This is a genomic window from Achromobacter sp. D10 (genome assembly GCF_035282245.1).
Taxonomy (GTDB): domain Bacteria; phylum Pseudomonadota; class Gammaproteobacteria; order Burkholderiales; family Burkholderiaceae_B; genus Achromobacter; species Achromobacter insolitus.
In genome coordinates, this window is sequence record NZ_JAYJLE010000017.1 from 64867 (window position 1) to 88399 (window position 23533).

General features: G+C 64.7%; 21 protein-coding genes. 19 read left to right on the plus strand and 2 right to left on the minus strand.

Annotation, left to right across the window (positions count from 1 at the left end):
• Positions 1-2 precede the first annotated feature (2 nt).
• From VCS63_RS28425 to VCS63_RS28460, 8 genes are all read left to right on the plus strand, one after another.
• Complete coding sequence (locus tag VCS63_RS28425; RefSeq protein WP_323881706.1) at positions 3-1325, plus strand: hypothetical protein; 1323 nt, start codon at positions 3-5, stop codon at positions 1323-1325.
• On the plus strand, positions 1312-1791 hold the full coding sequence (locus VCS63_RS28430; RefSeq protein WP_323881708.1) for a hypothetical protein: 480 nt from the start codon (positions 1312-1314) through the stop codon (positions 1789-1791). The genes VCS63_RS28425 and VCS63_RS28430 overlap by 14 nt, the downstream gene beginning before the upstream one ends.
• Positions 1788-3506 (plus strand): ATPase, T2SS/T4P/T4SS family, encoded by a 1719-nt coding sequence (locus VCS63_RS28435; protein WP_323881710.1) that lies wholly within the window; start codon positions 1788-1790, stop codon positions 3504-3506. Before VCS63_RS28430 ends, VCS63_RS28435 begins: the two co-directional genes overlap by 4 nt.
• Positions 3499-4635 carry a hypothetical protein gene (locus VCS63_RS28440; RefSeq protein ID WP_063962048.1) on the plus strand — a complete coding sequence of 379 codons (1137 nt, stop codon included), beginning with the start codon at positions 3499-3501 and terminating at the stop codon, positions 4633-4635. Before VCS63_RS28435 ends, VCS63_RS28440 begins: the two co-directional genes overlap by 8 nt.
• A gap of 58 nt (positions 4636-4693) precedes the next feature.
• Entirely contained in the window at positions 4694-5326 is a 633-nt protein-coding gene (locus VCS63_RS28445) for a type 4 pilus major pilin (RefSeq protein WP_082900685.1), read from the plus strand.
• A gap of 17 nt (positions 5327-5343) precedes the next feature.
• Positions 5344-6405, plus strand: coding sequence for a prepilin (locus tag VCS63_RS28450; RefSeq protein ID WP_323881712.1), 1062 nt, complete (start codon positions 5344-5346; stop codon positions 6403-6405).
• Positions 6406-6484: 79 nt separating this feature from the next.
• A complete protein-coding gene (alaS, locus tag VCS63_RS28455) occupies positions 6485-9109 on the plus strand; it encodes an alanine--tRNA ligase (RefSeq protein ID WP_063962050.1) in 2625 nt (874 codons plus the stop codon).
• On the plus strand, positions 9109-9378 hold the full coding sequence (locus VCS63_RS28460; protein ID WP_063639656.1) for a sulfurtransferase TusA family protein: 270 nt from the start codon (positions 9109-9111) through the stop codon (positions 9376-9378). The genes alaS and VCS63_RS28460 overlap by 1 nt, the downstream gene beginning before the upstream one ends.
• Before the next feature lie 75 nt (positions 9379-9453).
• Here the strand turns inward: VCS63_RS28460 and VCS63_RS28465 are convergent, their stop codons facing one another.
• Positions 9454-10035 (minus strand): hypothetical protein, encoded by a 582-nt coding sequence (locus VCS63_RS28465; protein ID WP_042792842.1) that lies wholly within the window; start codon positions 10033-10035, stop codon positions 9454-9456.
• A 425-nt stretch (positions 10036-10460) separates the two neighbouring features.
• On the opposite strand from VCS63_RS28465, the gene rpsP reads away from it, so the two are divergent.
• From rpsP to trmD, 3 genes are all read left to right on the plus strand, one after another.
• Positions 10461-10721 (plus strand): 30S ribosomal protein S16, encoded by a 261-nt coding sequence (rpsP, locus tag VCS63_RS28470; protein ID WP_042792843.1) that lies wholly within the window; start codon positions 10461-10463, stop codon positions 10719-10721.
• A gap of 91 nt (positions 10722-10812) precedes the next feature.
• Complete coding sequence (rimM, locus tag VCS63_RS28475; protein ID WP_063639655.1) at positions 10813-11430, plus strand: ribosome maturation factor RimM; 618 nt, start codon at positions 10813-10815, stop codon at positions 11428-11430.
• Positions 11430-12254, plus strand: coding sequence for a tRNA (guanosine(37)-N1)-methyltransferase TrmD (trmD, locus tag VCS63_RS28480; protein WP_323881713.1), 825 nt, complete (start codon positions 11430-11432; stop codon positions 12252-12254). Before rimM ends, trmD begins: the two co-directional genes overlap by 1 nt.
• Positions 12255-12353: 99 nt before the next feature.
• Here the strand turns inward: trmD and VCS63_RS28485 are convergent, their stop codons facing one another.
• Complete coding sequence (locus tag VCS63_RS28485; protein WP_323881715.1) at positions 12354-15248, minus strand: valine--tRNA ligase; 2895 nt, start codon at positions 15246-15248, stop codon at positions 12354-12356.
• Between the two features lie 342 nt (positions 15249-15590).
• Here VCS63_RS28485 and ndk point away from each other — a divergent pair, with 342 nt between their 5' ends.
• The 8 genes from ndk to der are packed head-to-tail and all read left to right on the plus strand — an operon-like array spanning position 15591 to position 23530.
• Positions 15591-16016 carry a nucleoside-diphosphate kinase gene (gene ndk, locus VCS63_RS28490; RefSeq protein ID WP_042792848.1) on the plus strand — a complete coding sequence of 142 codons (426 nt, stop codon included), beginning with the start codon at positions 15591-15593 and terminating at the stop codon, positions 16014-16016.
• 44 nt (positions 16017-16060) lie between these two features.
• Positions 16061-17215 carry a 23S rRNA (adenine(2503)-C(2))-methyltransferase RlmN gene (gene rlmN / locus VCS63_RS28495; protein WP_112965250.1) on the plus strand — a complete coding sequence of 385 codons (1155 nt, stop codon included), beginning with the start codon at positions 16061-16063 and terminating at the stop codon, positions 17213-17215.
• Positions 17212-17706, plus strand: coding sequence for a helix-turn-helix domain-containing protein (locus tag VCS63_RS28500; protein WP_042792850.1), 495 nt, complete (start codon positions 17212-17214; stop codon positions 17704-17706). Before rlmN ends, VCS63_RS28500 begins: the two co-directional genes overlap by 4 nt.
• Before the next feature lie 13 nt (positions 17707-17719).
• Positions 17720-19006: a flavodoxin-dependent (E)-4-hydroxy-3-methylbut-2-enyl-diphosphate synthase gene (gene ispG, locus VCS63_RS28505; protein WP_063639653.1), complete on the plus strand. Its 1287-nt coding sequence runs from the start codon at positions 17720-17722 to the stop codon at positions 19004-19006.
• Positions 19007-19060: 54 nt separating this feature from the next.
• Positions 19061-20347, plus strand: a complete 1287-nt coding sequence (gene hisS, locus VCS63_RS28510) for a histidine--tRNA ligase (RefSeq protein ID WP_112967056.1) — start codon at positions 19061-19063, stop codon at positions 20345-20347.
• A 3-nt stretch (positions 20348-20350) separates the two neighbouring features.
• Positions 20351-20989, plus strand: a complete 639-nt coding sequence (locus tag VCS63_RS28515; RefSeq protein WP_042792852.1) for a YfgM family protein — start codon at positions 20351-20353, stop codon at positions 20987-20989.
• Positions 20990-20994: 5 nt separating this feature from the next.
• On the plus strand, positions 20995-22152 hold the full coding sequence (gene bamB / locus VCS63_RS28520; RefSeq protein WP_063639651.1) for an outer membrane protein assembly factor BamB: 1158 nt from the start codon (positions 20995-20997) through the stop codon (positions 22150-22152).
• Between the two features lie 25 nt (positions 22153-22177).
• Positions 22178-23530 carry a ribosome biogenesis GTPase Der gene (gene der, locus VCS63_RS28525; protein ID WP_042792854.1) on the plus strand — a complete coding sequence of 451 codons (1353 nt, stop codon included), beginning with the start codon at positions 22178-22180 and terminating at the stop codon, positions 23528-23530.
• The last annotated feature ends 3 nt before the right edge of the window (positions 23531-23533 follow it).

The window sequence follows — 23533 nt, forward strand, 5'->3', positions numbered from 1 at the left end:
GGATGGAACGCATCCCTCCTTCGCTGCTGCTCGAGGTGCCCGGCACCGGCCGGACGTTGGCTTTCGGCCTGCGCTGGTTTGCCCTGATCGGCTCCAACGTTCCCGCGCTGGCCCGCTCGCGCGGCCGCCGTTTGCGCGCTAGCCACTATGTCGTGGGCGGCGCGCCGGCCATGGTGGCCGGCTATGGCCGCATGCGCCCCACGTGGCGCAACGGTCTGCGCACCCAGCTGCGTCGCGACGCGCAGGTGCAGGCCGCCGCGCAGCTGTACGCCCTGTTGTACCCCGACGGAGGACACAGCCTGATCCGTTTGCCGGACGGCGGGCATTGGTTGGTGGCAGCTCAGCGCGGCACGGTGCTGTCGCAGACCGACAAAGTGTTCGCAACGCTTGACGAAGCCCTGCGCGAGCAAACGCTTTTGCTCGCACAGCGGCCCGCATTGCCAGCGCAAGCACCCGATGAGGCTTGGGCACTGCTGATGCAGGCAGCGGATCCGGCCGCTCGCCTGGACGCTTTGTCCTCCCGCTGGGCCGAGTTGCCGCTTGTGTTCCGTCTGTTCCTGGCCTGCGCGGGGCTTGCCGCTGTCGGCCCGTCGCTATGGAATGCCTTGATCGGCCCGCTGTCCGGCCGCGCTGCGACCGGGCATGTCGACCCGTCGGATCTCCCTTCGCAGGAAGATCCCTCCCTGACCGCGTTGCGGAGTGCTCCGGTCCACTCTCCCTCCGAGGTCGCCCGATTGATGGACAGCGTCGGCAAGTTGCCCATCCAGGTAAGCGGCTGGGCGTTGACCCATGCGCGCTGCCTCGCCGGCGATCAGGCTTGGACTTGTTCCGCAGTCTATGTGCGGGCCCATCCTCATGCCGCCAATGACCTGCTGCATGGGTTGCGGCCAGCCGGTTGGCAGGTGACATTCCAACCGCTGGAGGAAGCCACCCTGTCTTGGAGCCTGGCTTCGTCGCCGGGAAGGCTGGCCGACCTTGTCCTGCCGACCGCACTGCAGGTCGATACGGGCCTGGTCGCCGAACTGCAGCGCATGCGGGCCGCGTTCACGTCCGTTGTCCTGGCGCCAGCCTCGCCGCTGCTTCTTCCGATGTCTGCTCGTACTGCATCAGACCATGCCGGCGCCAGCTATCCGGGCTCGCCCGCCGTCCGCAGCAGGACCCTCACATTGCGCGGGCCGTTGCGTTCTTTCACGTTGTTGGACGGCGCCGTTGCCGCGGCCAGATGGTCCCGTCTGTCTCTGGACGTCCAGGCGCAACCTCAGCCCGCCCTGGCCGCCAGCATGCTGGTCGCCGAACTGCAGGGAGAAATCTATGAACAGGAATAGGGTGGGCGCAGCAGGCTTCATCTTGGGGCTGGCATTGTCGGCCATGCCGGGGGCTGCGGCATACGGCCAGTCGTCTGCGCCGGCCGTCCCGGATCCGCGGCCATGGCCAGAGGCCCAGACGGTGCGCGCCTTGTTGCGCGCGGACGCGGCGGCGGCGCTGGCGGACTGCCGCGTGCCCGGCCTATGCCGCTCGGGCCCGGAGCCAGCCGTCCCGGTGATGCAGCCGGTCAAGGCATCCGACGATATCCGGGTAAGGGCGATTTTCGGAACCGCTCGGCGCCTGAGCGCCGACATCATCTTCAACGGCGCGATGCTTCGCTACCAAGCGGGTCGGGGAGAGCCGGTTGCGGGGACCCCCACTGCGCGCACTTATCAGTTGCTTGCCATCGACGAGGGCTGCGTAAGGCTACGCCGCGACGATATCGAGCGCACGGCCTGCCTCGATGCAGGCACGGCACGGCCATGAGCGCGCACGCTCTACAGCCCGCTGCGGCGGCCGGGACTCCGCCCCAACTTCAGACACCCGAAGACATCGCTCGTCTGAAACCCGCATTCGCGCGGGCGTTGGGACACGAATTCGATCTTGCCGCGCTTGCCGGGAGGCTTTGCCCCGTGTTGCTCGAAAGCGGCGAGGTCGCCGTGTTTGCCGTAAAGGATTACATGCTGGGAGACCAGATCGACGAAGTCGAGCGCATGGTGCAGGCTGCCGGTCATCGGCTGGCACAAGTGCCGCGCTATCAGTTGCCCGCACCGCTGCTGCTGATGATCTCCCGCGGGCAATTGGCGGCGCGTGGGCTGGCAACACGTGGCAAGGAGCGGCAGCAGGAGCGCGCTTCGGCGCTGGCCTCACTGTTCCTGGACATCGTGCGCTGGGGGGTAGCGCAAGGGGCGAGCGACGTGCACATCAACGTCAATCGGCGGCGCGAGGCCGGCGAGATCCGCTACACCATCAATGGCGAATATATCGGCACGGAGCGCTTCGCCGGTTTGTCCAGCGCGACGCTGCTGGAGGTTCTGGCGGTGGCCTGGATGGAAGTCAGGGGCGGCAATGGCGCGGTTTTCGATCCGGCGCTCGAACAGCAGGGCCGCATCGCGCTTGATATCGACAGCGTGCCTATCGTGTTGCGCTGGGCGTCCCTGGCGACCGATGCAGGCCCTTCGGTCTGCCTGCGCATATTGCGCCTGGACGCGACGGCCCACTCCGACCTGCTTGCGTTGGGCTACCTGCCTGGGCAGGTCGAGACGTTGACGCGGGCACGCGAGCGCGAAGGCGGGGCCATCGTGCTGGCTGGCGTGGTCGGTTCCGGCAAGTCGACCACCATCGCAACGTTAATGCGCGGTATCGCGCCCACGCGCAAGGCCATCACGCTGGAGGATCCGGTCGAATACCTCATCGACAACGCATTACAGAACACACTGGGCGGCGCCCTGGCCGAGTCGGCGTGGCCTGCATTCGACGCCAAGCTGAAGACCATCAAACGTTCGGCGATGAACGATTTGCTCATTGGCGAGATCCGCGACATCGATACCGGCCGTGCGTTCATGGACCTGGCCAGTTCTGGCGTCAGCCTCTACACCACGACCCACGCGGCTGGCGCCGTGCTGATTCCCGAACGCCTGGCATCGGATGCGATAGGCGTGTCGCGTGATTTTCTGGCGACCCCCGGCATCCTCAAGCTGCTGGTCTATCAGACTTTGCTGCCACGCCTGTGTGCCCATTGTGCGCTGCCGGCCGACAGTCTCTGGTCCGCATCCGCCGATACCGCAAGGGCCGATTGGCACGGGTGGCTGCAACGGATGCAGCAGGATTTCCTGCTGGATCTTGCCCCGCTACGGGTCAGGAACGCGGCAGGTTGCAACGCTTGCAGGCGACCGCAACTGCCCCAGCTGAACGGGCTATCGGGCCGCAGCGTGGTGGCCGAGATGGTGGAGCCTGAGCGCATCGGGGGCTTCCTGGAGCTCGTGCGCGCACGCGACAACGTCGGGCTGAAGCGGCTGGTCCAGGGGGGCGGTCCGGCCTCCTGGCGCAGCGCGGCCACGCATGGCGGGCCGGCGCGGGATTGCGCCCTGTACAAGGTCAGCCGTGGAGAGGTAGATCCGCGCTCTCTGGTGCGCCGCTTCGACGTTCCGGCGGTCGTGCCGGCGTACCACGTTCCACCTTGCGGGGCCGGTCATGGCTAGGCGGCTCCTGCTACGTCCTTTCCGCAAACGCATCGCCGGCCGCGGGCTGCTGTTGCGCCTGGACGCCTGGCGCTTTCGCCCAGGGCGTGCAGACTACTACGAGTATCTGGCGGATCTGATTGAAGGAACGCAAGGACGCAAGAGCCTGCGTGACGTATTCGAGGACGATGCGCGCCGTTACGGTGTAGATACCGTGCGGGGGCGCTTGTCGCGACATTGGGCGGGCAGGTACCTGGAAGCGGGAGGAGACTTGGGCGCTGCCTGGGCGCACACGCTGGCCGCGAGCGAATGCCTGCTGCTCAGTTGTGTACAGGAGGAGGGCGGCGATCTGCCGGCGGCGTTGCGGGACGTCGCGCACGCCGCTCGACTGGCGTCGGCCGCCTGGCGGGCGCTGGTCTCTGCCGCAGCGGCGGGCATCGTGGCGGCGATGGTCGCTTTTGCTCTGCTTTGCGCCATTCCTTTTTTCAGCGTCCCGCGCTTGCAGCAGGTGTTCCAGGCCGTTCCCGCCGAGGACTACGGAAAGCTGACCCGCGCGCTATTCACCCTGGCTCAGGTGCTCAGGCAATGGCTCGCTTTGTGGTTGGTGCTGTTGCTGGGCCTGGTGTCCATGAGCTTGTGGTCGCTGCCGCATTTCACCGGCGCCATGCGCGCCTGGCTGGATCGCTGGCTGCTTTGGCGGCTTTACCGGGATTTTCACGCCATCCGGTTCTTGGCGCTGCTGGCCGTGCTGGTCAGGCAGCACGGCGCGGCCGACACCCGTTTGCGGCGCGCCCTGGCCGTTCAGGCCCGCGATGCCGGGCCCTGGCTGCATGCGCATCTGCTGCACATGCTGGAGCGGATAGAGGGCGGCCAGACGGGACCCGAGATCTTCGGCACTGGCCTGCTGGACCCAGAAACGTGGTGGTACATGGCCGACATGATGGATGCCCTGGGCATGGAGGCCGGGCTGGCGCAGGTGCGGATGCGCATTGAATCGCGCCTGCTGGCGCGGGTGCGTTGGCAGGCCTTCGCATTGCGCTGGTCGTTGCTACTGACCTCGTTGGCGGCCGTGCTGGGCATCACGCTTTGGCATTACGGCGTAGTCGACGAACTGCGCCAGAACCTGACCAACTTCTATGCCAGTCAATAGGCCGCGCCCGGCACGCGGCGCATTTCGCCCGCGTGCTTCATTTACAAGGAAAGCAACCATGCACGACCTCCAAGCATTCCAGTTTCATGCACCCCTGTGCCGCATGCCCCGCCAGCGTGGTTTTTCGCTGATGGAGGTGTCCATCGTCACCGCCATCGTGCTGATGATCGCCATCGTGGGTATTCCGGCTATCGGCTCTTACGTCGTTGAAAACAAGGTGCCCAAGGTGGGCGAGGAACTGCAGCGCTTCATCGCCAGCATGAAGACCAACGCGCAAGGCGGCGGCCTCACGCCCTACGCGGGTTTGGATACCGGGGCCATGGCCAATGCCTTGCGGGAATCCAGTGTCCTGACCGTCGAGGGCTTCGGCAGCGCGGCGCGCATCGCTCACGGCCTGGGCGGCAGCGGCGTGGGCGGCAACGGAGTGGTCGAAGTCGCTGCAGCGTCCTTCGGCAGCGCTGGGCTGGGATCCGCGTTCTCTATCAAGCTGACCAACGTCAGCCAAGCCGCGTGTCCGTCGCTGGCTTCGGTATTGCAGCGGATGTCCGAAACCATCTCGATCAGCGGAGGAGGGGGCCTGAAGGTCGTGAAGGATGCGTTCGCGACGCCCAGTGTGCCGTATCGCGCAGCCGTGGCGCAGGCCCAGTGCCGCCAAGGTGACGTCAACACCTTTGTGTTCGTCGCAAAATGAGTCCGCACGGCCACCTCGTGCGCACTCGATTGCCGGCCGCTATGCAGCGCCCGCGCCAGCATCAGCGCCAGCGCGGCTTCTCGTTGCCGGGCCTGGTGGTGACCTTGGCCTTGAGCACCATGGCCGCGATCTGGGCTTCAGGCCAAGTGGTGCAGCGAATCGAGGACTCCGCTGCGCGAGCCGCCGGGGTATGGCTGACTCAGATCCGCCAGGCGGTCGCCGATGTGCTGGCGCGGCACTTCGCCGTGCTTGCCAAAGGGGAGGGGCCGCGCAATGAGCAGGGGGTTCCACTGTTTGCGGATCCGCTTGCGCCCACCATGGACGAGCTGCGCGGCCTGGGCATGTTGCCCGCCGATTTTCCCGACCGTTCCGCTTTGGGTTTTTCGGCGCAAATCCGGATCGCCAGGGCGCCTTCGTGTCCGGGCGAACGCTGTCGCCTGGACGGGCTGGTCTATAGTGCCGCTCCGCTGCTCAAATCAGGGACGCAAGCCCCGGACCTGATTGGCATTTCGACGGCAATCGATGCTGCCCGCGGATACGGCGGAGCCATATGGCCGGGAAAGCCGGGCCTGGTGCGTGGCGCGGCATTCAGCTTCCCCAATCCGTTGATGCCGGGCTTGCCGGTCCACCCGCCGGGCACCCTGGCCCTATGGGCCGGGGTCGGCGCCGGCGGACCGGACGTGGACCGCTATGTCAGGCTGCGGGATACGCGCGACCCGCAGTTGCAGGGAAATCTGTCGGTGGCTTCCTCGGCGCAGATCGGTTCCTATCTCGCCGTGGGCGCGCGCGCTGGCGCGGGCCAAGCTTGCCGCCTGCCCTCGGGCACGATGGCCAACTCCGAGCAAGGAGAGCTCCTGACCTGCCAATCGGGGACCTGGGAGCCTGCAAGCGGGGGCTTCGGCGGGGCCTACAGCTTCAACCATCCGCTGGGTTGTTACCACTACACAGGCGTGTCCACCGCCAATCCCCGCACCGGAACTTGCTCGTGTCCGGCCGGCTACAAGGCGGTGATCGTCTCCGCAGGCGGCAAATGGACCCAGACCGAGGGCTGGACTACGGGTTACGTTTGCGTCCGCTGAATCCCGGCAAGCCCTCTTTCCCGGGGAGCCCGCCAACCCTCTATAATGAAAAATTCGCCTAAATTCTGCTTCATCCACGATGAAATCCTCTGAGATTCGCCAGCAGTTTCTGCAATTCTTCAAGTCCAAGGGACACACCATTGTTCCTTCGTCGTCGCTCGTCCCCGGCAACGACCCGACCTTGCTCTTCACCAATTCGGGCATGGTCCAGTTCAAGGACGTCTTCACGGGCAAGGAATCGCGGTCCTATACGCGTGCTACCTCGTCGCAGCGCAGCGTGCGCGCCGGCGGCAAGCACAATGACCTGGAGAACGTGGGCTATACCGCCCGCCACCATACGTTCTTCGAAATGCTGGGCAATTTCAGCTTTGGCGACTACTTCAAGCGCGATGCGATCCAGTACGCCTGGGAGCTGCTGACCCAGGTCTACAAACTGCCCGCCGAAAAGCTCTGGGTCACGGTCTACCAGGAAGACGACGAGGCCTACGACATCTGGGCCAAGGAAGTCGGGGTGCCCGCCGAACGCATCATCCGCATCGGCGACAACAAGGGCGCGCGTTACGCGTCGGACAACTTCTGGCAGATGGCGGACACGGGTCCTTGCGGCCCTTGCTCCGAGATCTTCTATGACCACGGTCCCGAAATCTGGGGCGGCCCCCCGGGATCGCCCGAGGAAGACGGCGATCGCTACATCGAGATCTGGAACCTGGTGTTCATGCAGTTCGAACGAGATGCCGCCGGTAACATGCCGCGTCTCCCGCGTCCCTGTGTCGATACCGGCATGGGTCTGGAGCGCATCGCCGCCGTGCTGCAGGGCGTGCACTCCAACTACGAAATCGATCTGTTCCAGCATTTGATCGCGGCCGCCGCGCGCGAAACCGGCATCAAGAATCTGGAGGACAACTCGCTCAAGGTCATCGCCGACCATATCCGCGCCTGCTCCTTCCTGATCGTCGACGGCGTCATTCCCAGCAACGAAGGCCGCGGCTATGTGCTGCGCCGCATTGTTCGCCGCGCGCTGCGCCACGGCTACAAGCTCGGCCAGACCAAGCCGTTCTTCCATCGCCTGGTTCCGGACCTGGTCGCCGAAATGGGCGATGCCTATCCGGAACTCGCCGCCACGGCCGAGCGCGTCGCACAGGTGCTCAAGCAGGAAGAAGAGCGCTTCGGTGAAACGCTGGAGCACGGCATGCGCATCCTCGATTCCGCCCTGGCCAATGTGCCCAAGGGCGGCCAGCTGGATGGCACGACGCTGTTCACGCTGTACGACACCTACGGCTTCCCGGTGGACCTGACCGCCGACATCTGCCGCGAACGCGAAGTCGACGTGGACATGGCCGGCTTCGAAGTCGCCATGGAGCGCCAGCGCGACCAGGCTCGCGCCGCCGGCAAGTTCAAGATGGCCGAAGGCCTGAGCTACGAAGGTGCCGATACCCGCTTTGAAGGCTACGAAAAGCTGGAGCTCGACAACGTCAAGGTTACGGCCCTGTACGTCGATGGCACGCAGGTCCAGCAGGTCAAGGCTGGCCAAAACGCCGTCGTCGTCCTGGACGCGACCCCGTTCTATGCGGAGTCGGGCGGCCAGGTCGGCGATACCGGATTGCTCGAGGCCGATGGCGTGCGTTTTGCCGTGGCCGATACCTTGAAGATTCAGGCCGGCGTTTTCGGTCACCATGGCGAACTGGAATCCGGCACGCTGTCCGTGGGCGATACGCTGCTTGCGCGGGTGGACGCGGTGCGCCGCGCCCGCACGGTGCGCAATCACTCGGCCACTCACCTGATGCACAAGGCGCTGCGCCAGGTGCTGGGCGCGCACGTGCAGCAGCGTGGCTCGCTGGTGGATCCCGACAAGACCCGCTTCGACTTCGCCCAGGACGCGCCGCTGACCGCCGAGCAGATCGCGCGGGTCGAAGCCATCGTCAATGCCGAGATCCTGGCCAACCAGCCCACCGTGGCGCAGGTCATGGCTTATGACGACGCCGTCAAGGGCGGCGCCATGGCGCTGTTCGGCGAAAAATACGGCGATACGGTCCGAGTGCTGGACATCGGCTTCTCGCGCGAGCTCTGCGGCGGGACCCACGTCAGCCGCACGGGCGACATCGGCCTGTTCAAGATCGTTTCCGAAGGCGGCGTGGCCGCGGGCGTGCGCCGCGTCGAAGCCATCACCGGCGACAACGCGCTGGCCTGGGTGCAGAACCAGAACGCTTTGTTGACCCAGGTTGCCGGCATGCTGCGCAGCACGCCGGCCGACTTGCCGGCGCGCATTGCGCAAGTGCAGGAGCAGGTCAAGACCCTGGAGAAGGAGCTGGAGCAGTCCCGCAACAAGCTTGCCGCCAGCGCAGGCAATGACTTGGCGACCAGCGCTGCTGTCGACGTCAAGGGCATCAAGGTCCTGGCAGCCAGCATCGGCGACGTGGATCCCAAGGCATTGCGTGGCATGGTCGACAACCTGAAAGACCGCTTGAAGCCCGCGGTCGTGCTGTTGGCCACGGGTTCGGCCGACGGCAAGATCAGTGTGGTCGGCGGAGTTACCGCCGACCTGACTAGCCGCGTCAAGGCAGGCGACCTGGTCGGCTTCGTTGCCGCGCAGGTTGGCGGCAAGGGCGGCGGTCGTCCCGACATGGCCATGGGGGGCGGCACCGATCTCGCGGCCCTGCCTACGGCGGTCGCCAGCGTGCAGAAATGGGTGGAAGAGCGTCTGTGATGAGCGGGGCGGATGTCAGTCTTGATGGCGGCGCGCACGCGCCTTCCTTCGAGCAGGAAGTCGATGCCAGCGGCTTGACCTGCCCGCTGCCGATCTTGCGCGCCAAGAAGGCCCTGGCGCAGATGGCCAGTGGCGAAGTATTGCGCGTCATCACTACGGACCGCAATGCCATCCGCGACTTCCAGGCGTTTGCCCGCCAGACCGGCAATGTGCTGGTGGCTCAGCAGGAAGTCGATGGCCGCGGGGTGCATTTCCTGCGGCGGCGCTGACCAGCTTCCCGTCACGCGTGAAATACAAAGGGGCCCGCCGTAAAGCGGGCCCCTTTGCATTGGCTTGGTGCTTGCCTACTTGCGAATGGCGGCGGCGACTGCCCGGGTGATGGTGAAATCCACAAGATCGCCTTCCTTCAACTGCTGCAGGCGCGCCTGCAGGGCGGGGTCCTGTACCTGGATGGTGCGCATGCCGCCTTGCGGCCCCTTCAGCGTAACCAGATTGGCGCTCTTGTTTATGTGCCAGATCTCAGCCGTGATCGTAGTCTGGCGTCCCGCCGCGCCGGCGGGCATGGCGCCCTTGGCGCTGCGCGTCGCCGCGGTTTCGGTCTTGACCTCCGGGATGCCGGATCCGGCTGGGCGCACATCCACCGCCACCGACTCGTAGTAGTCGAGCGTGAGCGTGTCGCCGGGCTTGATCTGCTGGAAGTTGCGGATATTGGGGCCAGCCTGGATGTCCACGCTATTACCATTTTCGCCCTGTAGCGTGATAGTCCGACTGGCCGGGTCTACCGCAGTGACCTTGCCGGTGGCTGTCGTCAGGGCGGCTCCGATCACTCGGGCCGACGCGGCAAGCGGCATGGCCAAGGTGCCCGCCAGCAAGCCCGCCAGGGCCAGGCGCGCGACAGGAGTGAAGACTGATTTGTGGTTCTTCATGGTGGTGCACCCTCCGGTTAGAGGAAGTTGGGGGGAAAGCGCTGGAAAATGGGGGCGGCGACTAGCGGCGAATGCCGCGGGTCAGGATGAGGGCTTGATGCCAGTGCGATGGCGGCGCCGTGGCGAGGCGGCAGGGGGGATCGAAGCGCGGGGTCTTGCGTAGGTCGACATAAAACCGATCTCCTGAATCGGGTTATTTCTTCACACGCACTGAGGTCTGACGCACTAAGACAGGCAGGAACGAGGCGGGGCGGCTACACTTCGAATTGCGGCGCGGGCCCCGGCCCGTATTTGTAGAATACCCGGATGTGGTGTTTTAGGATACAAATCACGCCGCTACGCACAATTCGGCACCGTCATTTGCCAGCAGGCTTGTTTAAGTGCTAGAATTTCCCGTTTTTCACAACTAATTCAAGGGATTACCTATGGTGGTGATTCGCCTGGCCCGCGGTGGGTCCAAGAAGCGTCCGTTTTACAACCTGGTGGCCACCGATTCGCGTAACCGTCGCGACGGCCGTTTCATCGAGCGCGTGGGTTTCTACAACCCCGTAGCCAGCGAAGGCACGGAAAGCCTGCGCATTGCGCTGGATCGCGTGCAACACTGGACCAGCAACGGCGCCCAACTGTCGCCCGCTGTCGAGCGTCTGGTCAAAGAGTACTCGGCCAAGGTTTCCGCCGCGGCTTAATTGCCCGCGTCGCATACCCGAGCCCTGAGCTTTACTGCGCTTTCAAAAGCTGCCATTCATAGCTGCTTCATAGTTACCAAGAGCACGATACATGCCTGATGCCGCAACCTCCAACGCGGCGCCGACGGATTTGATCGAGCTGGGCCGCATCAGTGCAGCCTACGGTGTGAAAGGCTGGGTCAAGGTGCAGCCACATTCGGCCAATGCCGAAGTGCTGCTCTCAGCATCTCAATGGTGGTTGACTCGCCCTGTGCCTGAATTGGCGCGGGGCGTTGTCGCGTCTGCGCCTGTCGCATACAAGGTCGTGCAAGCCCGTTCGCAAGGGGCCACCGTGGTGGCTCAGCTGGCGGGCATTGCGGATCGCGATCAGGCCGAGGCCTTGCGCGGTTGTTCCGTGCAGGCTCCGCGGGGATCCTTTCCCGCGCCTGAGGAAGACGAATACTACTGGGTCGATCTCATCGGTTGCGCGCTGTACACCAGTGCCAACGGCGAGCCTGAGCTGCTGGGCGTGGTCGACGAGGTCCTCGACAATGGTGCCCATGCCGTTTTGAGGGTCTTGCGCCAAAGGGTGGGGGCCGAAGGTCCGGAGCCCATCCTGAACGCCAAGGGCCGACACGCCGAAATGCTTGTTCCGTTCGTGCGCGCGCACATACACGCCGTCGATCTGGCTGCTCGCCGCATAGACAGCGACTGGCCGGCGGATCTTTGATGCGCATCGACGTTGTTACGCTCTTTCCCGAAATGTTCGGGGTAGTGCGGGACCTGGGTGTCACCGGCCGGGCGCATGCCCAGGGCCGGTGGTCCCTGCATGCCTGGAATCCCCGTGATTTCACGCACGACGTGCATCGCACCGTGGACGACCGCCCCTATGGCGGCGGTCCCGGAATGGTGATGATGGCGGGGCCTCTGGAAGCCGCCGTCAACGCCGCCCAGGACGCGCGCGCAGCGCTTGGCCTGGGCCGCGCCCCTGTTGCGCTGCTGGCCCCGGTCGGTCGGCGCTACGATCAGGCGGGCGCTGAATCTCTGGCGGCAAGCGAGGGGATCATCCTCATTTGCGGCCGTTACGAGGGCGTGGACCAGCGCTTTATCGCGCGTTGCGTCACGCACGAAATCTCGCTGGGCGATTTTGTGCTGTCGGGTGGGGAGATCGCCGCGCTCGCTGTGATCGACGCCGCCGTGCGGCTGCTGCCCGGCGTGCTCAATGACGGCGAGTCCGCGCTCCAGGATTCGTTCAACGATGCCTTGTCCGGCCTGCTCGACAGTCCGCATTACACGCGTCCCGAAGTCTACGAGGGTGAGCCCGTGCCCGCGCCTCTGCTTAGCGGGCATCACGCCAACATTGCCCGCTGGCGGCGCGAGCGTTCGCTGGAGCTGACCACGGCCCGGCGTCCCGAGCTGATCGATGCTGCGCGCGAAAAAGGGGTGCTGACCCAGGCTGATGAGCGCTTTCTGGCCGCGCTGGCGGGCACGCCTTTGCCTGAGCCTGCCAAGCGGCGCCGCTCGTCCCGTCCCAAGTCGCCCAAGGCCTCCTGAGGCTGTTTGCTTTCTCGCTTCCGCGTTTTGCTTGCTGGCGACGGACAAAGAAAAACCCCGGATCACGTCCGGGGTTTTTGCTTTCAGCGATGGGTGGGCCTAGTTGCCCAGCTTGGCGCGCTGCTCACGCACCTTTTGCAAGGTCTCGCCAAATTGCGCGGCGCGTGCCTTTTCCTGCTCGACCACCGCGGCCGGTGCGCGTTCGACGAAGCTGGCGTTGGACAGTTTGCCGTTGGCCTTGGCAATTTCGCCTTCCAGGCGCGCGATTTCCTTATCCAGGCGCACGCGTTCAGCCGCAACGTCGATTTCAACATGCAGCATCAGGCGGCTGCCGCCCACGACCTGTACCGGTGCGCCAGCGTCGGGCAAGGCGTCAAGCACGTCGACCTGGCTAAGCTTCGCCAGCGCGGCCAGGTACGGCGCGTTGCGGGTGAGCGTGGGGGCGTCGCCTTGGGCGCACAGCGGCACCTTCTGGGCGGGCGACAGGTTCATTTCACCGCGTAGGGCTCGCACGGCTTCGACCTGGGCTTTCAGCTCGGCGACGTCGGCTTCGGCGGCCGTGTCCACCGCAGCAGGGTTGGCTTGGGGATACGGTTGTACGCTGACGCTGTCCGATACGCCTTCCTTGCGCTTGCCGGCCACCAACGACACCTTTTGCCAGAGCTCTTCCGTGATGAACGGAATGATCGGGTGCGCCAGGCGCAGCACGCATTCCAGTACGCGGATCAGCGTGCGGCGCGTGCCTAGCTGTTGGGCCGGCGTGCCCGTCTGGATTTGCACCTTGGCCAGTTCCAGGTACCAGTCGCAGTACTCGTCCCACACATAGCGGTAGAGCGAGTTGGCGATGTTGTCGAAGCGGTAATCGGCAAAGCCGCGCGCGACGTCCGCTTCCAGTGCCTGCATCTGGCTCACGATCCAGCGGTCCACGAAGGACAACTCGCCAGCGTCCGGGCCGGTCAGGTCGTGGCCTTCCGTGTTCATCAGCACGAAGCGCGTGGCGTTCCACAGCTTATTGCAGAAGTTGCGGTAGCCTTCGCAGCGCTTCAGATCGAAGTTGATATTCCGGCCCAGCGTGGCGTAGGCGGCCATCGTGAAGCGCAGCGCGTCTGTGCCGAAGGCCGGGATGCCGTCCGGATATTGGCGGCGCGTGGCTTTCTCGATGGCGCCGGCCTGCTTCGGGTTCATCAGGCCGTAGGTGCGCTTGGTCACCAGTCCGTCCAGATCGATGCCGTCGATCAGGTCCACCGGATCCAGCGTGTTGCCCTTGGACTTGCTCATCTTCTGGCCGTCCGCGTCGCGGATCAGGCCGTGCACGTAGACATGCTTGAACGGGATGTGGCCGGTCAGGTGGGTGGTCAGCATGACCATGCGAGCCACCCAGAAGAAAATGATGTCGAAACCGGTGACCAGCACGCTGGACGGCAGGTAGCGCTGCAGGTCCGGCGTGTTTTCAGGCCAGCCCAGCGTGGTGAAGGGCACCAGACCCGACGAGAACCAGGTGTCCAGCACGTCCGGATCGCGCTTGAGTTCGCCGGTCACCCCGGCTGCGCGGGCCTGCGCCGTGGCTTCGGCTTCGTCGTGTGCCACGAAGACCTGGCCATCCTCGGAATACCAGGCGGGGATCTGATGGCCCCACCACAGTTGGCGGGAAATACACCAGTCCTGGATGTTGTTGAGCCACTGGTTGTAGATGGTGGTCCAGTTGTCCGGGTAAAACTGGATGCGGCCATCGGCCACCACTTCCAGTGCGACCTCGGTAATGCTCTTGCCAGGATTCAGCGTGCCTTCGGGCGCGGGCTTGCTCATCGCCACGAACCATTGGTCCGTCAGCATCGGTTCCAGCACGACGCCGGTGCGGTCGCCCTTGGGCTGCATCATCTTGTGCGGCTCGACCTTGACCAGATAGCCTTCAGCTTCCAGCTGTGCCACCACGGCCTTGCGGGCCTCATAGCGCTCCATGCCCTGGAACTGTTTCGGGCCGTTTTCGTTGATGTGCGCGTCCAGCGTGAAAATCACGATCATGGGCAGATCGTGGCGTATCGCGCAGGCGTAGTCGTTGAAGTCGTGGGCGCCGGTGATCTTCACGCAGCCCGTGCCGAATTCGGGGTCGACGAAATCATCCGCGATGATGGGAATGTTGCGGTCGCACAGCGGCAGCTCCACTTCCTTGCCGACCAGGTGCTTGTAGCGCGGATCTTCGGGATGCACGCAGAGCGCGCCGTCCGCCAGCATCGTTTCCGGGCGGGTCGTCGCGATGGTCAGGCCGCGCAGCGTAACCGTCTGGCCTTCCTTGTCGACTATGGTTTGCGGGCCGTCGACGAAGGGATAGAGGATGTGCCACATGTGGCCGTCGGTTTCCTCGGACACCACTTCCAGGTCGGATACGGCCGTCAGCAGCTTCGGATCCCAGTTGACCAGGCGCTTGCCGCGGTAGATCAGTCCCTGTTTGTGCAAGCGCACGAAGGTTTCCACCACGCCGCGCGACATGCGGTCGTCCATGGTGAAGTATTCGCGCGGCCAGTCGGCCGAGGCGCCCAGGCGGCGGACCTGGCTGGTAATGGCATTGCCGGACTTTTCCTTCCATTCCCACACTTTTTCCACGAATTTCTCGCGGCCCAGGTCGTGGCGGGAAACCTTCTGGGCGTCCAGTTGTCTCTCAACCACGATCTGCGTGGCAATGCCTGCGTGGTCGGTGCCGGGGATGAACACCGTGTCGTCGCCCAGCATGCGGTGGTAGCGGATCAGTCCGTCCATGATGGTCTGGTTGAAGGCGTGGCCCATGTGCAGCGTGCCCGTCACGTTGGGCGGCGGGAACTGAATGACATAGGGCTGGCTATCGGTCCCCGTTTTTACATGCTGGCCCGCCTGGAAGTACCCGCGCTTATCCCACTCGGCGTACCAGCGGGATTCCAGCTCGGAGGGTTCGAAGCTCTTGGAGAGTTCCTGGGTGTCGCTCGCGGTATTCGCGGCGTTCGGGGGAGCAGCTTGAGTCATTGCAGGGTTCCGGCAAACAGGGGCGCCCGGGCTAGGGAGACGGGCGGCAAACCGCACATTTTAAGATGTAATACGGTCTTCTCAGCGTGTTAGAATACCGGGTTACTGTAAACCTTTTAGAAGTCCCTGAATTCATTGAGGATTCCGGGCTAGTCCGACAGGTAGGCAGTGTCGAATCCCTGCCTTGGACCAGTGGTTCGGGACGGCCCGAGACAAGCATTCGTTTCGGACCGCCCGTGCGCCAACAGCGCGATGACGCTTCAAGGGTGACACCGACAAGCGCAGAGCCACGCCAGGCAATTCATCAGAAACCAAGTCAGAAATCAGTTTTCGGAGTTCTTTATGTCCATTCAACGCACCCTCTCGATCATCAAGCCCGACGCCGTCGCCAAGAACGTCATCGGCCAGATCGTCGGCCGTTTCGAGCAAGCCGGCCTGAAGGTCATCGCCGCCCGCCTGGCCCAGCTGTCGCGCACCGACGCCGAGCGTTTCTACGCCGTGCACAAGGAACGCCCCTTCTTCAAGGACCTGGTTGACTTCATGGTTTCGGGCCCCGTGTTCGTGCAAGTGCTGGAAGGCGAAGACGCCATCCAGAAGAACCGCGACCTGATGGGCGCCACGGACCCCAAGAAGGCTGCTCCCGGCACCATCCGCGCCGACTTCGCCGACAGCATCGACGCCAACGCCGTGCACGGCTCGGACGCTCCGGAAACGGCCGCTGTCGAAGTCGCCTTCTTCTTCCCCGAAATCAACATCCACAGCCGTTGATTTTCGCGGAACACCTGTTCTAGCTTTTTGGTTTTACCCTGGTCATGGAATCCGTCGAACGAATCAATCTGCTGGGGCTTGACGGCTCCGCCCTCTCCGAACTGGTCGGAAAGTGGGGCGGCAAGCCGTTTCGGGCTCGCCAGTTGCAGCGCTGGATGCACCAGCGCGGCGCCGATTCGTTCGACGCCATGACCGACCTGGCTCGCGATTTCCGCAGCCAGCTTGCGACGCATTGCCGCATCGAGGCATTGCCCGTCAACATCGAGCAGCGCTCGACCGACGGCACCCGCAAGTGGCTGTTCGACGTGGGGCAGGGCAATGCCATCGAAACCGTCTTCATCCCCGAAGACGACCGCGGCACGCTATGCATTTCCAGCCAGGCCGGATGCGTCGTGAACTGCCGTTTCTGCTCGACCGGGCACCAAGGCTTCAACCGCAACCTGAAGACCAGCGAGATCATCGGCCAGCTATGGTGGGCCAAGCGTGTCCTGGAAGCCGACGTCGGCACCGCGCGCCTGGAAGGCGCCCGCGCCACCGAAGATACGCGTGTCATCAGCAATGTGGTCATGATGGGCATGGGCGAGCCCTTGCTCAATTACGATCAGGTCGTGCCTGCCTTGCGCCTGATGCTGGACGACAACGCCTACGGCCTGTCGCGCCGCCGTGTCACCGTGTCCACCTCCGGCGTGGTCCCCATGATGGACCGGCTGTCGCAGGACTGTCCCGTGGCGCTGGCCGTGTCCCTGCACGCGCCGAACGACGCGCTGCGCGACGAATTGGTGCCGCTGAACAAGAAGTACCCCTTGAAGGAGCTGCTGGCTGCCTGCGAACGCTACCTGGCGTTCGCCCCGCGCGACTTCATCACCTTTGAATACTGCATGCTGGACGGCATCAACGACACCGACCAGCACGCCAAGGAACTGATCCAAATTGCACGCCAGCTGCGCTGCAAGCTCAATCTGATCCCGTTCAACCCCTTCCCCGAGTCCGGCCTGAAACGCTCGAACTCGGCGCGGGTGAAGGTGTTTGCCCAGCGCCTGATGGACGCCGGCATCATCACCACCGTCCGCAAGACCCGGGGCGACGATATCGATGCGGCCTGTGGTCAACTGGCCGGAGAAGTGCGCGACCGTACCCGGATCACCGAACGGAACGCGGCACAGCGCCAGACCATACCAATTAAACAGGTGCATGCATGACGCAGGATTTCGCTTCTGCAGTTTCAGAAACGCCCGCAGGCGCTGCGGGCAGCGTCGGCTCGGCATTGCGCGCGCTGCGCCAGTCCAAGGGCTGGTCGCTCGACGAAGTGTCCAGCCGCATCAAGTTTTCCACGAAGCAAATCGAAGCCCTGGAAAACGAGCAGTGGGGCAATCTGCCCACTGGCGTTTCGCTGCGCGGCCTGGTGCGCAATTACGCGCGCCTGTTGGGCGCGGATTCGCAAGCCATCGTCGACTCGCTGGATCCCAAGGCGCGCGTCACCGGCCCGGTGAAGCTCAGCCCGGGCGCCCTGCATTCGGCGCATTCCATTCCTCAGTCCAGCGCCGACGACGATCGTTCGTCCTCGACCTCCTGGGGCTGGCTCATCGCCATCGTGCTGGTGCTGGCTGCCGGCGTGGCGTATGCCTTCTGGCAAGGCTGGTTGCCGCAGCACTGGCTGCCTTCCGACTGGCTGCCGAAGTCGACCAAGTAAACCGGTTCCACCGATGCAAGAATCTTCTCTGCCTTGCCAGGATGCCCCGCCTCCCTCCGTGGGGGCGGCCGAGCGCCGCGCCACGCGCTCGGTGGCGGTGAAGTGGGGCGATCGTGTCGTGAAGATCGGCGGCGATGCCCCGGTCGTGGTCCAGTCCATGACCAACACCGACACGGCGGACGCGATCGCCACCGCGATTCAGGTCAAGGAGCTGGCTCAGGCCGGCTCCGAGCTTGTCCGGATCACGGTGAATACTCCCGAAGCCGCTCGCGAAGTCGTTGCCATCCGTGAACAGCTCGACCGCATGGGCGTGAATGTGCCGCTGGTCGGCGACTTTCACTACAACGGCCACAAGCTGTTGACGCAGTTCCCCGAATGCGCGCAAGCATTGTCCAAGTACCGGATCAACCCGGGCAATATGGGCGGCGGCAAGCGGCGCGACGACAACTTCGCGCAGATGATCGAAGTGGCTTGCCGCTACGACAAGCCGGTGCGCATAGGCGTGAACTGGGGCAGCCTGGACCACGAGCTGATGGCGCGCAAGATGGACGAAAACAACCAGCGCGCGCAGCCCTGGGAAGCCCAGGCCGTGATGCGCGACGCCCTGGTCGTGTCCGCCATCAGCAATGCGCGGCGCGCCGAAGAACTGGGCCTGCGGCGAGACGCCATCATCCTGTCGTGCAAGGTCAGCCATGTGCAAGACCTGATCGCCGTCTACCGCGATCTATCCGCGCGTTGCGACTACCCGCTGCATCTGGGCCTGACCGAAGCCGGCATGGGCAGCAAGGGCATTGTCGCGTCCACCGCCGCCCTGGCTGTGCTGCTGCAGCAAGGCATAGGCGACACCATACGCATTTCGCTTACGCCCGAACCTGGTGGCGACCGCAGCCGCGAGGCCGTCGTGGCGCAGGAAATCCTGCAGACCATGGGCTTGCGCGCATTCACGCCCATGGTTGTTGCCTGCCCCGGCTGCGGGCGCACCAGCAGCACGTTCTTCCAGGAACTGGCCGACAGCATCCAGACCTTCCTGCGCCGCCAGATGCCGGTCTGGCGCGCCCAGTATCCCGGCGTCGAAAGCATGAACGTTGCCGTCATGGGCTGTGTGGTCAATGGGCCGGGCGAAAGCCGCCACGCCGATATCGGCATCAGCCTGCCGGGCACCGGCGAAGTGCCGGCAGCGCCGGTATTCGTCGACGGCGAACGCACGGTCACGCTCAAGGGTGACCATATTGCCGAAGAGTTCCAGGCCATCGTCGAAGACTACGTCGCGCGTCGCTACGGCGCGCTCGCCTCTCATTAAAGTAAGGGTGTAGCCGCTAGCGCGCTTGCCGGCGCGCGATGCGGCATGATCAAGATGACTCAAGCTTTCCAGAAAGTCGCCGCCATACGCGGCATGAATGATCTGTTGCCGGGGGCAAGCGCCCGCTGGGAGCAATTCGAGGAAATCGTGCGCGGCTGGCTGCGCGGCTACGGCTATCGCAATGTGCGTACGCCCGTGCTTGAGCATACGCGCCTGTTCGCGCGCGGCATCGGCGAAGTGACCGACATCGTCGAAAAAGAGATGTATACGTTCACCGACGCCCTCAATGGCGAGTCGCTGACCATGCGTCCTGAAATGACCGCCGGCATCGTGCGCGCCTCCATCGAGCACAATCTGCTGTACGACCGTCCGCAGCGGGTTTATTCCATCGGTCCGGTATTCCGCCACGAGCGTCCGCAGCGCGGCCGCTATCGCCAGTTCCACCAGATCGACGTCGAAGCGCTTGGCTTCGCCGGTCCCGATGTGGATGCCGAGCTGATCGTCATGTTGGCTCGCTTGTGGAAGCTGCTGGGCCTGACCGACGTGCGCCTGGAACTGAACTCGCTGGGCCAGCCGGCCGAACGCGCTGCTCACCGCGCCGCGCTGATCGAGCACCTGGAAAAGCACCGCGACATCCTGGACGAAGACGGTCAGCGCCGCATGTACAGCAATCCGCTGCGAGTCCTGGATACCAAGAACCCCGCCATGCAGGAAATGGCCGACAGCGCGCCGCGCCTGTTCGATTTCCTGGGCGAGGAATCGCGCGCGCACTTCGATGGCGTTTGCCAGCGCCTGGCCGACGCCGGCATCGAATACCGCCTGAATCCGCGTCTGGTGCGTGGGCTGGATTACTACAACCTCACGGTGTTCGAGTGGGTCACCGATCGCCTTGGCTCGCAGGGCACGGTATGCGGCGGCGGCCGCTATGACGGCCTGATCGAACTTTTGGGCGGCAAGCCTGCGCCCGCCGTGGGCTTTGCGATCGGCATGGAGCGCCTGCTGGACCTCTGGGAACAGAGCGTGCAGGTCGAACAGCCGGCCGAGTGCGACGTCTACGTCGTGCACCAGGGCGAAGAGGCCCAGCGCCTGGCTGCGCGGGTTGGCGAAGACCTGCGCGATGCCGGCCTGTCGGTCATCGTCCATGCTGGTTCTGCGAGCTTCAAGTCGCAATTCAAGCGCGCCGATGCCAGCGGCGCCCGGGTTGCGGTTATTCTTGGCGCCGACGAGGTGGCTGCGCAGACGGCCAGCGTCAAGTTCCTGCGCGCCGACGCGCAGGGCGAGGCCGCCCAGCAGCAAGTCCCGTTGGCGGGATTGGCCGACGTATTGAATAACAAGGGTTAATGCATGGCATACGATCTGGAAGAACAGGAAAAACTCGACGCGATCAAGGCTTGGTGGGCGCGCTACGGTACCCTGGTGGTGACGCTGGTGGCCGCGGTTGCGCTGGCCTGGGGCGGATGGTGGGGCTGGAAGGCCTACCAGTCGCACCGAGCCAACCAGGCCATGGGTTACTTCGAAGCGCTGGAAGATGCGGCCCGTCTGGGCGGCGCGGATTCCTCGGTGCGCATCAAGACGGCTGCGGCCACGCTGCGCGAGCAGTATCCTTCCACGGGCTACGCCGCGCGCGGCGCCCTGGTGGCAGCCCAGGCGCTGCAGGCCCAGAAGGACGATGCCGGCGCCCGTGAACAGCTGGAATGGCTGGCCGCGCAAAGCAAGAACCCGTCGATGCAGTCCGTGGCGCGCCTGCGCCTGGCCGGCATGATGCTGGACCAGAAGCAATACGATGCCGCCTTGGCCCAACTGAACAATCCGCCGGCCGCCTTTGCCGCCTTGTTCGCGGACCGCCGCGGCGATATCCTCGCCGCGCAGGGCAAGCGCGAGGAAGCGCGCGCGGCCTGGCAAAGCGCCATCGATGGCCTGGGCGCCGGAAATCCCCTGACCCAGGTTGTGCAACTGAAACTGGATGCCCTGAGCGGAGCGTGACTGTAATGCGTAAATTTGCACCTGGTCGTATGTGGCGTGGCGCCGTTTGCCTGGCGGGCTTGCTCGCCCTGGGCGGATGCGGCATGTTTTCCCATGATGACGGCCGCTACGATCCCGCGCCCCTGACCGAATACAAGGCCGGCATGTCCGTGCGCCAGGTCTGGAGCGTGTCCGTCGGCAGCGGTTCGGGCCTGGGCTTTGCGCCTACGGTGCTGGGCGACGCCATCTACGCCGCCACTCCTGACGGCTCGGTCGGCAAGTATGACCTGCAAAGCGGCCGCGCCATCTGGACGGCCAAGACCGACGGCAAGTTGTCCGCCGGCGCTGGCAGCGATGGCACCACCACGGCGGTCGCCTCGCCGAATGGCGACGTCATCGCCTTCGACGACACCGGCAAGGTGAAGTGGAAGGTCCGCGCCACCAGCGACGTCACCATCCCGCCCGTCGTGGGCTATGGCATCGTCGTCGTGCGCAGCGGCGACTACCGCATCCAGGCCTTCGACGCCAACAATGGCGAACGCGTCTGGAACGTGCAGCGTCCCGGCCCCTCGCTGGCCCTGCGCAGCGTGTCGCAGATGGTGCTGGCCGAAGGTCTGGTCATTACGGGCCTGCCGGGCGGCAAGCTCCTGGCCATCGCCTCCAATAGTGGTAACGTGCAATGGGAAGGCACGGTGGCAACGCCGCGCGGCGCGAGCGACCTGGAGCGCCTGACCGACGTGGTCGGCGCGCCTCGCATCGCGGGCAACCTGTTGTGCGGCGTGGCCTACCAGGGACGCATCGTCTGCTTCGACGTCACGGCCGGCGGCCGTCCGCTGTGGGCCAAGGACTTCTCCAGCGTCAGCGGTCTCTCTCTGGACGAGCGCTTCGCCTATGCAGCGGACCAGAACAGCGTGATCAACGCATTTGCGCTGGATAATGGCGGCAACGTCTGGAAGCAGGCAGCATTGAAGAACCGCCAAGTCACCGCGCCCGCCATGCTGGGCGGAGCGTTGGCGGTGGGCGATCTGGACGGCTACGTGCATTTCCTGTCGCGCAGCGACGGCAGCCTGATGGCGCGCCTGTCGGTGGGCGGTGGCCCTGTGGTTTCGCCGCCGCAGACCACTTCCCAGGGAGTGCTGATCCAGACGGGCAATGGCAACCTCGTCCTGATCGGCGCCAACTAAAACCTATAGAACAAAGCCTTACACCGTGTCTTTCAAGCCTGTCGTCGCCCTGGTCGGCCGTCCCAATGTCGGGAAGTCGACCCTATTCAACCGCCTGACGCGATCGCGCGCCGCGCTGGTGGCCGATTATTCCGGCCTGACCCGCGATCGCCATTACGGCGAGGGCAGGGTAGGCGAGATCCCCTTCATCGTCATCGATACCGGTGGTTTCGAGCCCGTCGCCAAAGACGGCATCCTGCTGGAGATGGCGCGCCAGACCCGGCAGGCTATTGCCGAGGCCGATGTCGTCGTGTTCCTGGTCGATGCCCGCGCGGGCATCAATGCCCATGACCACGAAATCGCCCAGTTGCTGCGTAAATCCGGCCAGCAGCGTGTGCTGCTGGCGGTGAACAAGGCGGAAGGCATGGGCGCGGGCTCGGCCATTTCGGAATTCCACGAACTCGGACTGGGGCAGCCCTATCCGATTTCGGCGGCGCATGGCGACGGCATTGTCGACCTGATCGAGCTGGCCCTGCAGGATCTGGCCGAGCCGCCCGCCGAAGAGGAAGTGCCCGAGGAAGGCGAGCACGATCACCGTATCAAGCTGGCCATCGTGGGCCGTCCCAACGTGGGCAAATCCACGCTCATCAACACCTTGATGGGCGAAGAACGCGTGATTGCGTTCGACATGCCGGGCACGACCCGGGATGCCATCGAGATCGACTTCGAGCGTGATGGCCGCCGTTACACGCTCATCGACACCGCAGGCTTGCGCAAGCGCGGCAAGGTTTTCGAAGCGGTCGAGAAGTTCTCGGTCATCAAGACGCTGCAAGCCATCGAAGCCAGCAACGTCGTGCTCCTGATGCTGGATGCGCAGACCGAAATCTCCGAACAGGACGCCCATATCGCAGGCTTCGTTCTGGAAACCGGGCGCGCCGTGGTCGTGGCCATCAACAAGTGGGACGGTCTGGACGGCGAAGCCAAGGAACGCATCGAACGCGAATTCCAGCGCAAGCTGCGCTTCCTGTCGTTTGCGCGTATGCACACGATCTCGGCGTTGCGCGGGCAGGGCGTCAAGCCCTTGCTCAAATCCATCAACGCGGCGCACGCTGCTGCGTTTGCCAAGCTGTCCACGCCCAAGCTGACGCGTGAACTGCAGGCCGCGGTCGAGCAGCAGCCGCCTCCCCGCAAGGGTATTTTCCGCCCCAAGATGCGCTATGCGCACCAGGGCGGGCAGAATCCTCCGCTGGTCGTCATTCACGGCAACGCGCTGGACGCCATTCCGGATTCCTATCGCCGCTACCTGGAAACGCGTTTCCGCAACGCGTTTGACTTGGCTGGCACGCCGCTGCGCATCGAATTCAAGTCTTCGCACAACCCCTACACGCAGGAAAGCTGATCC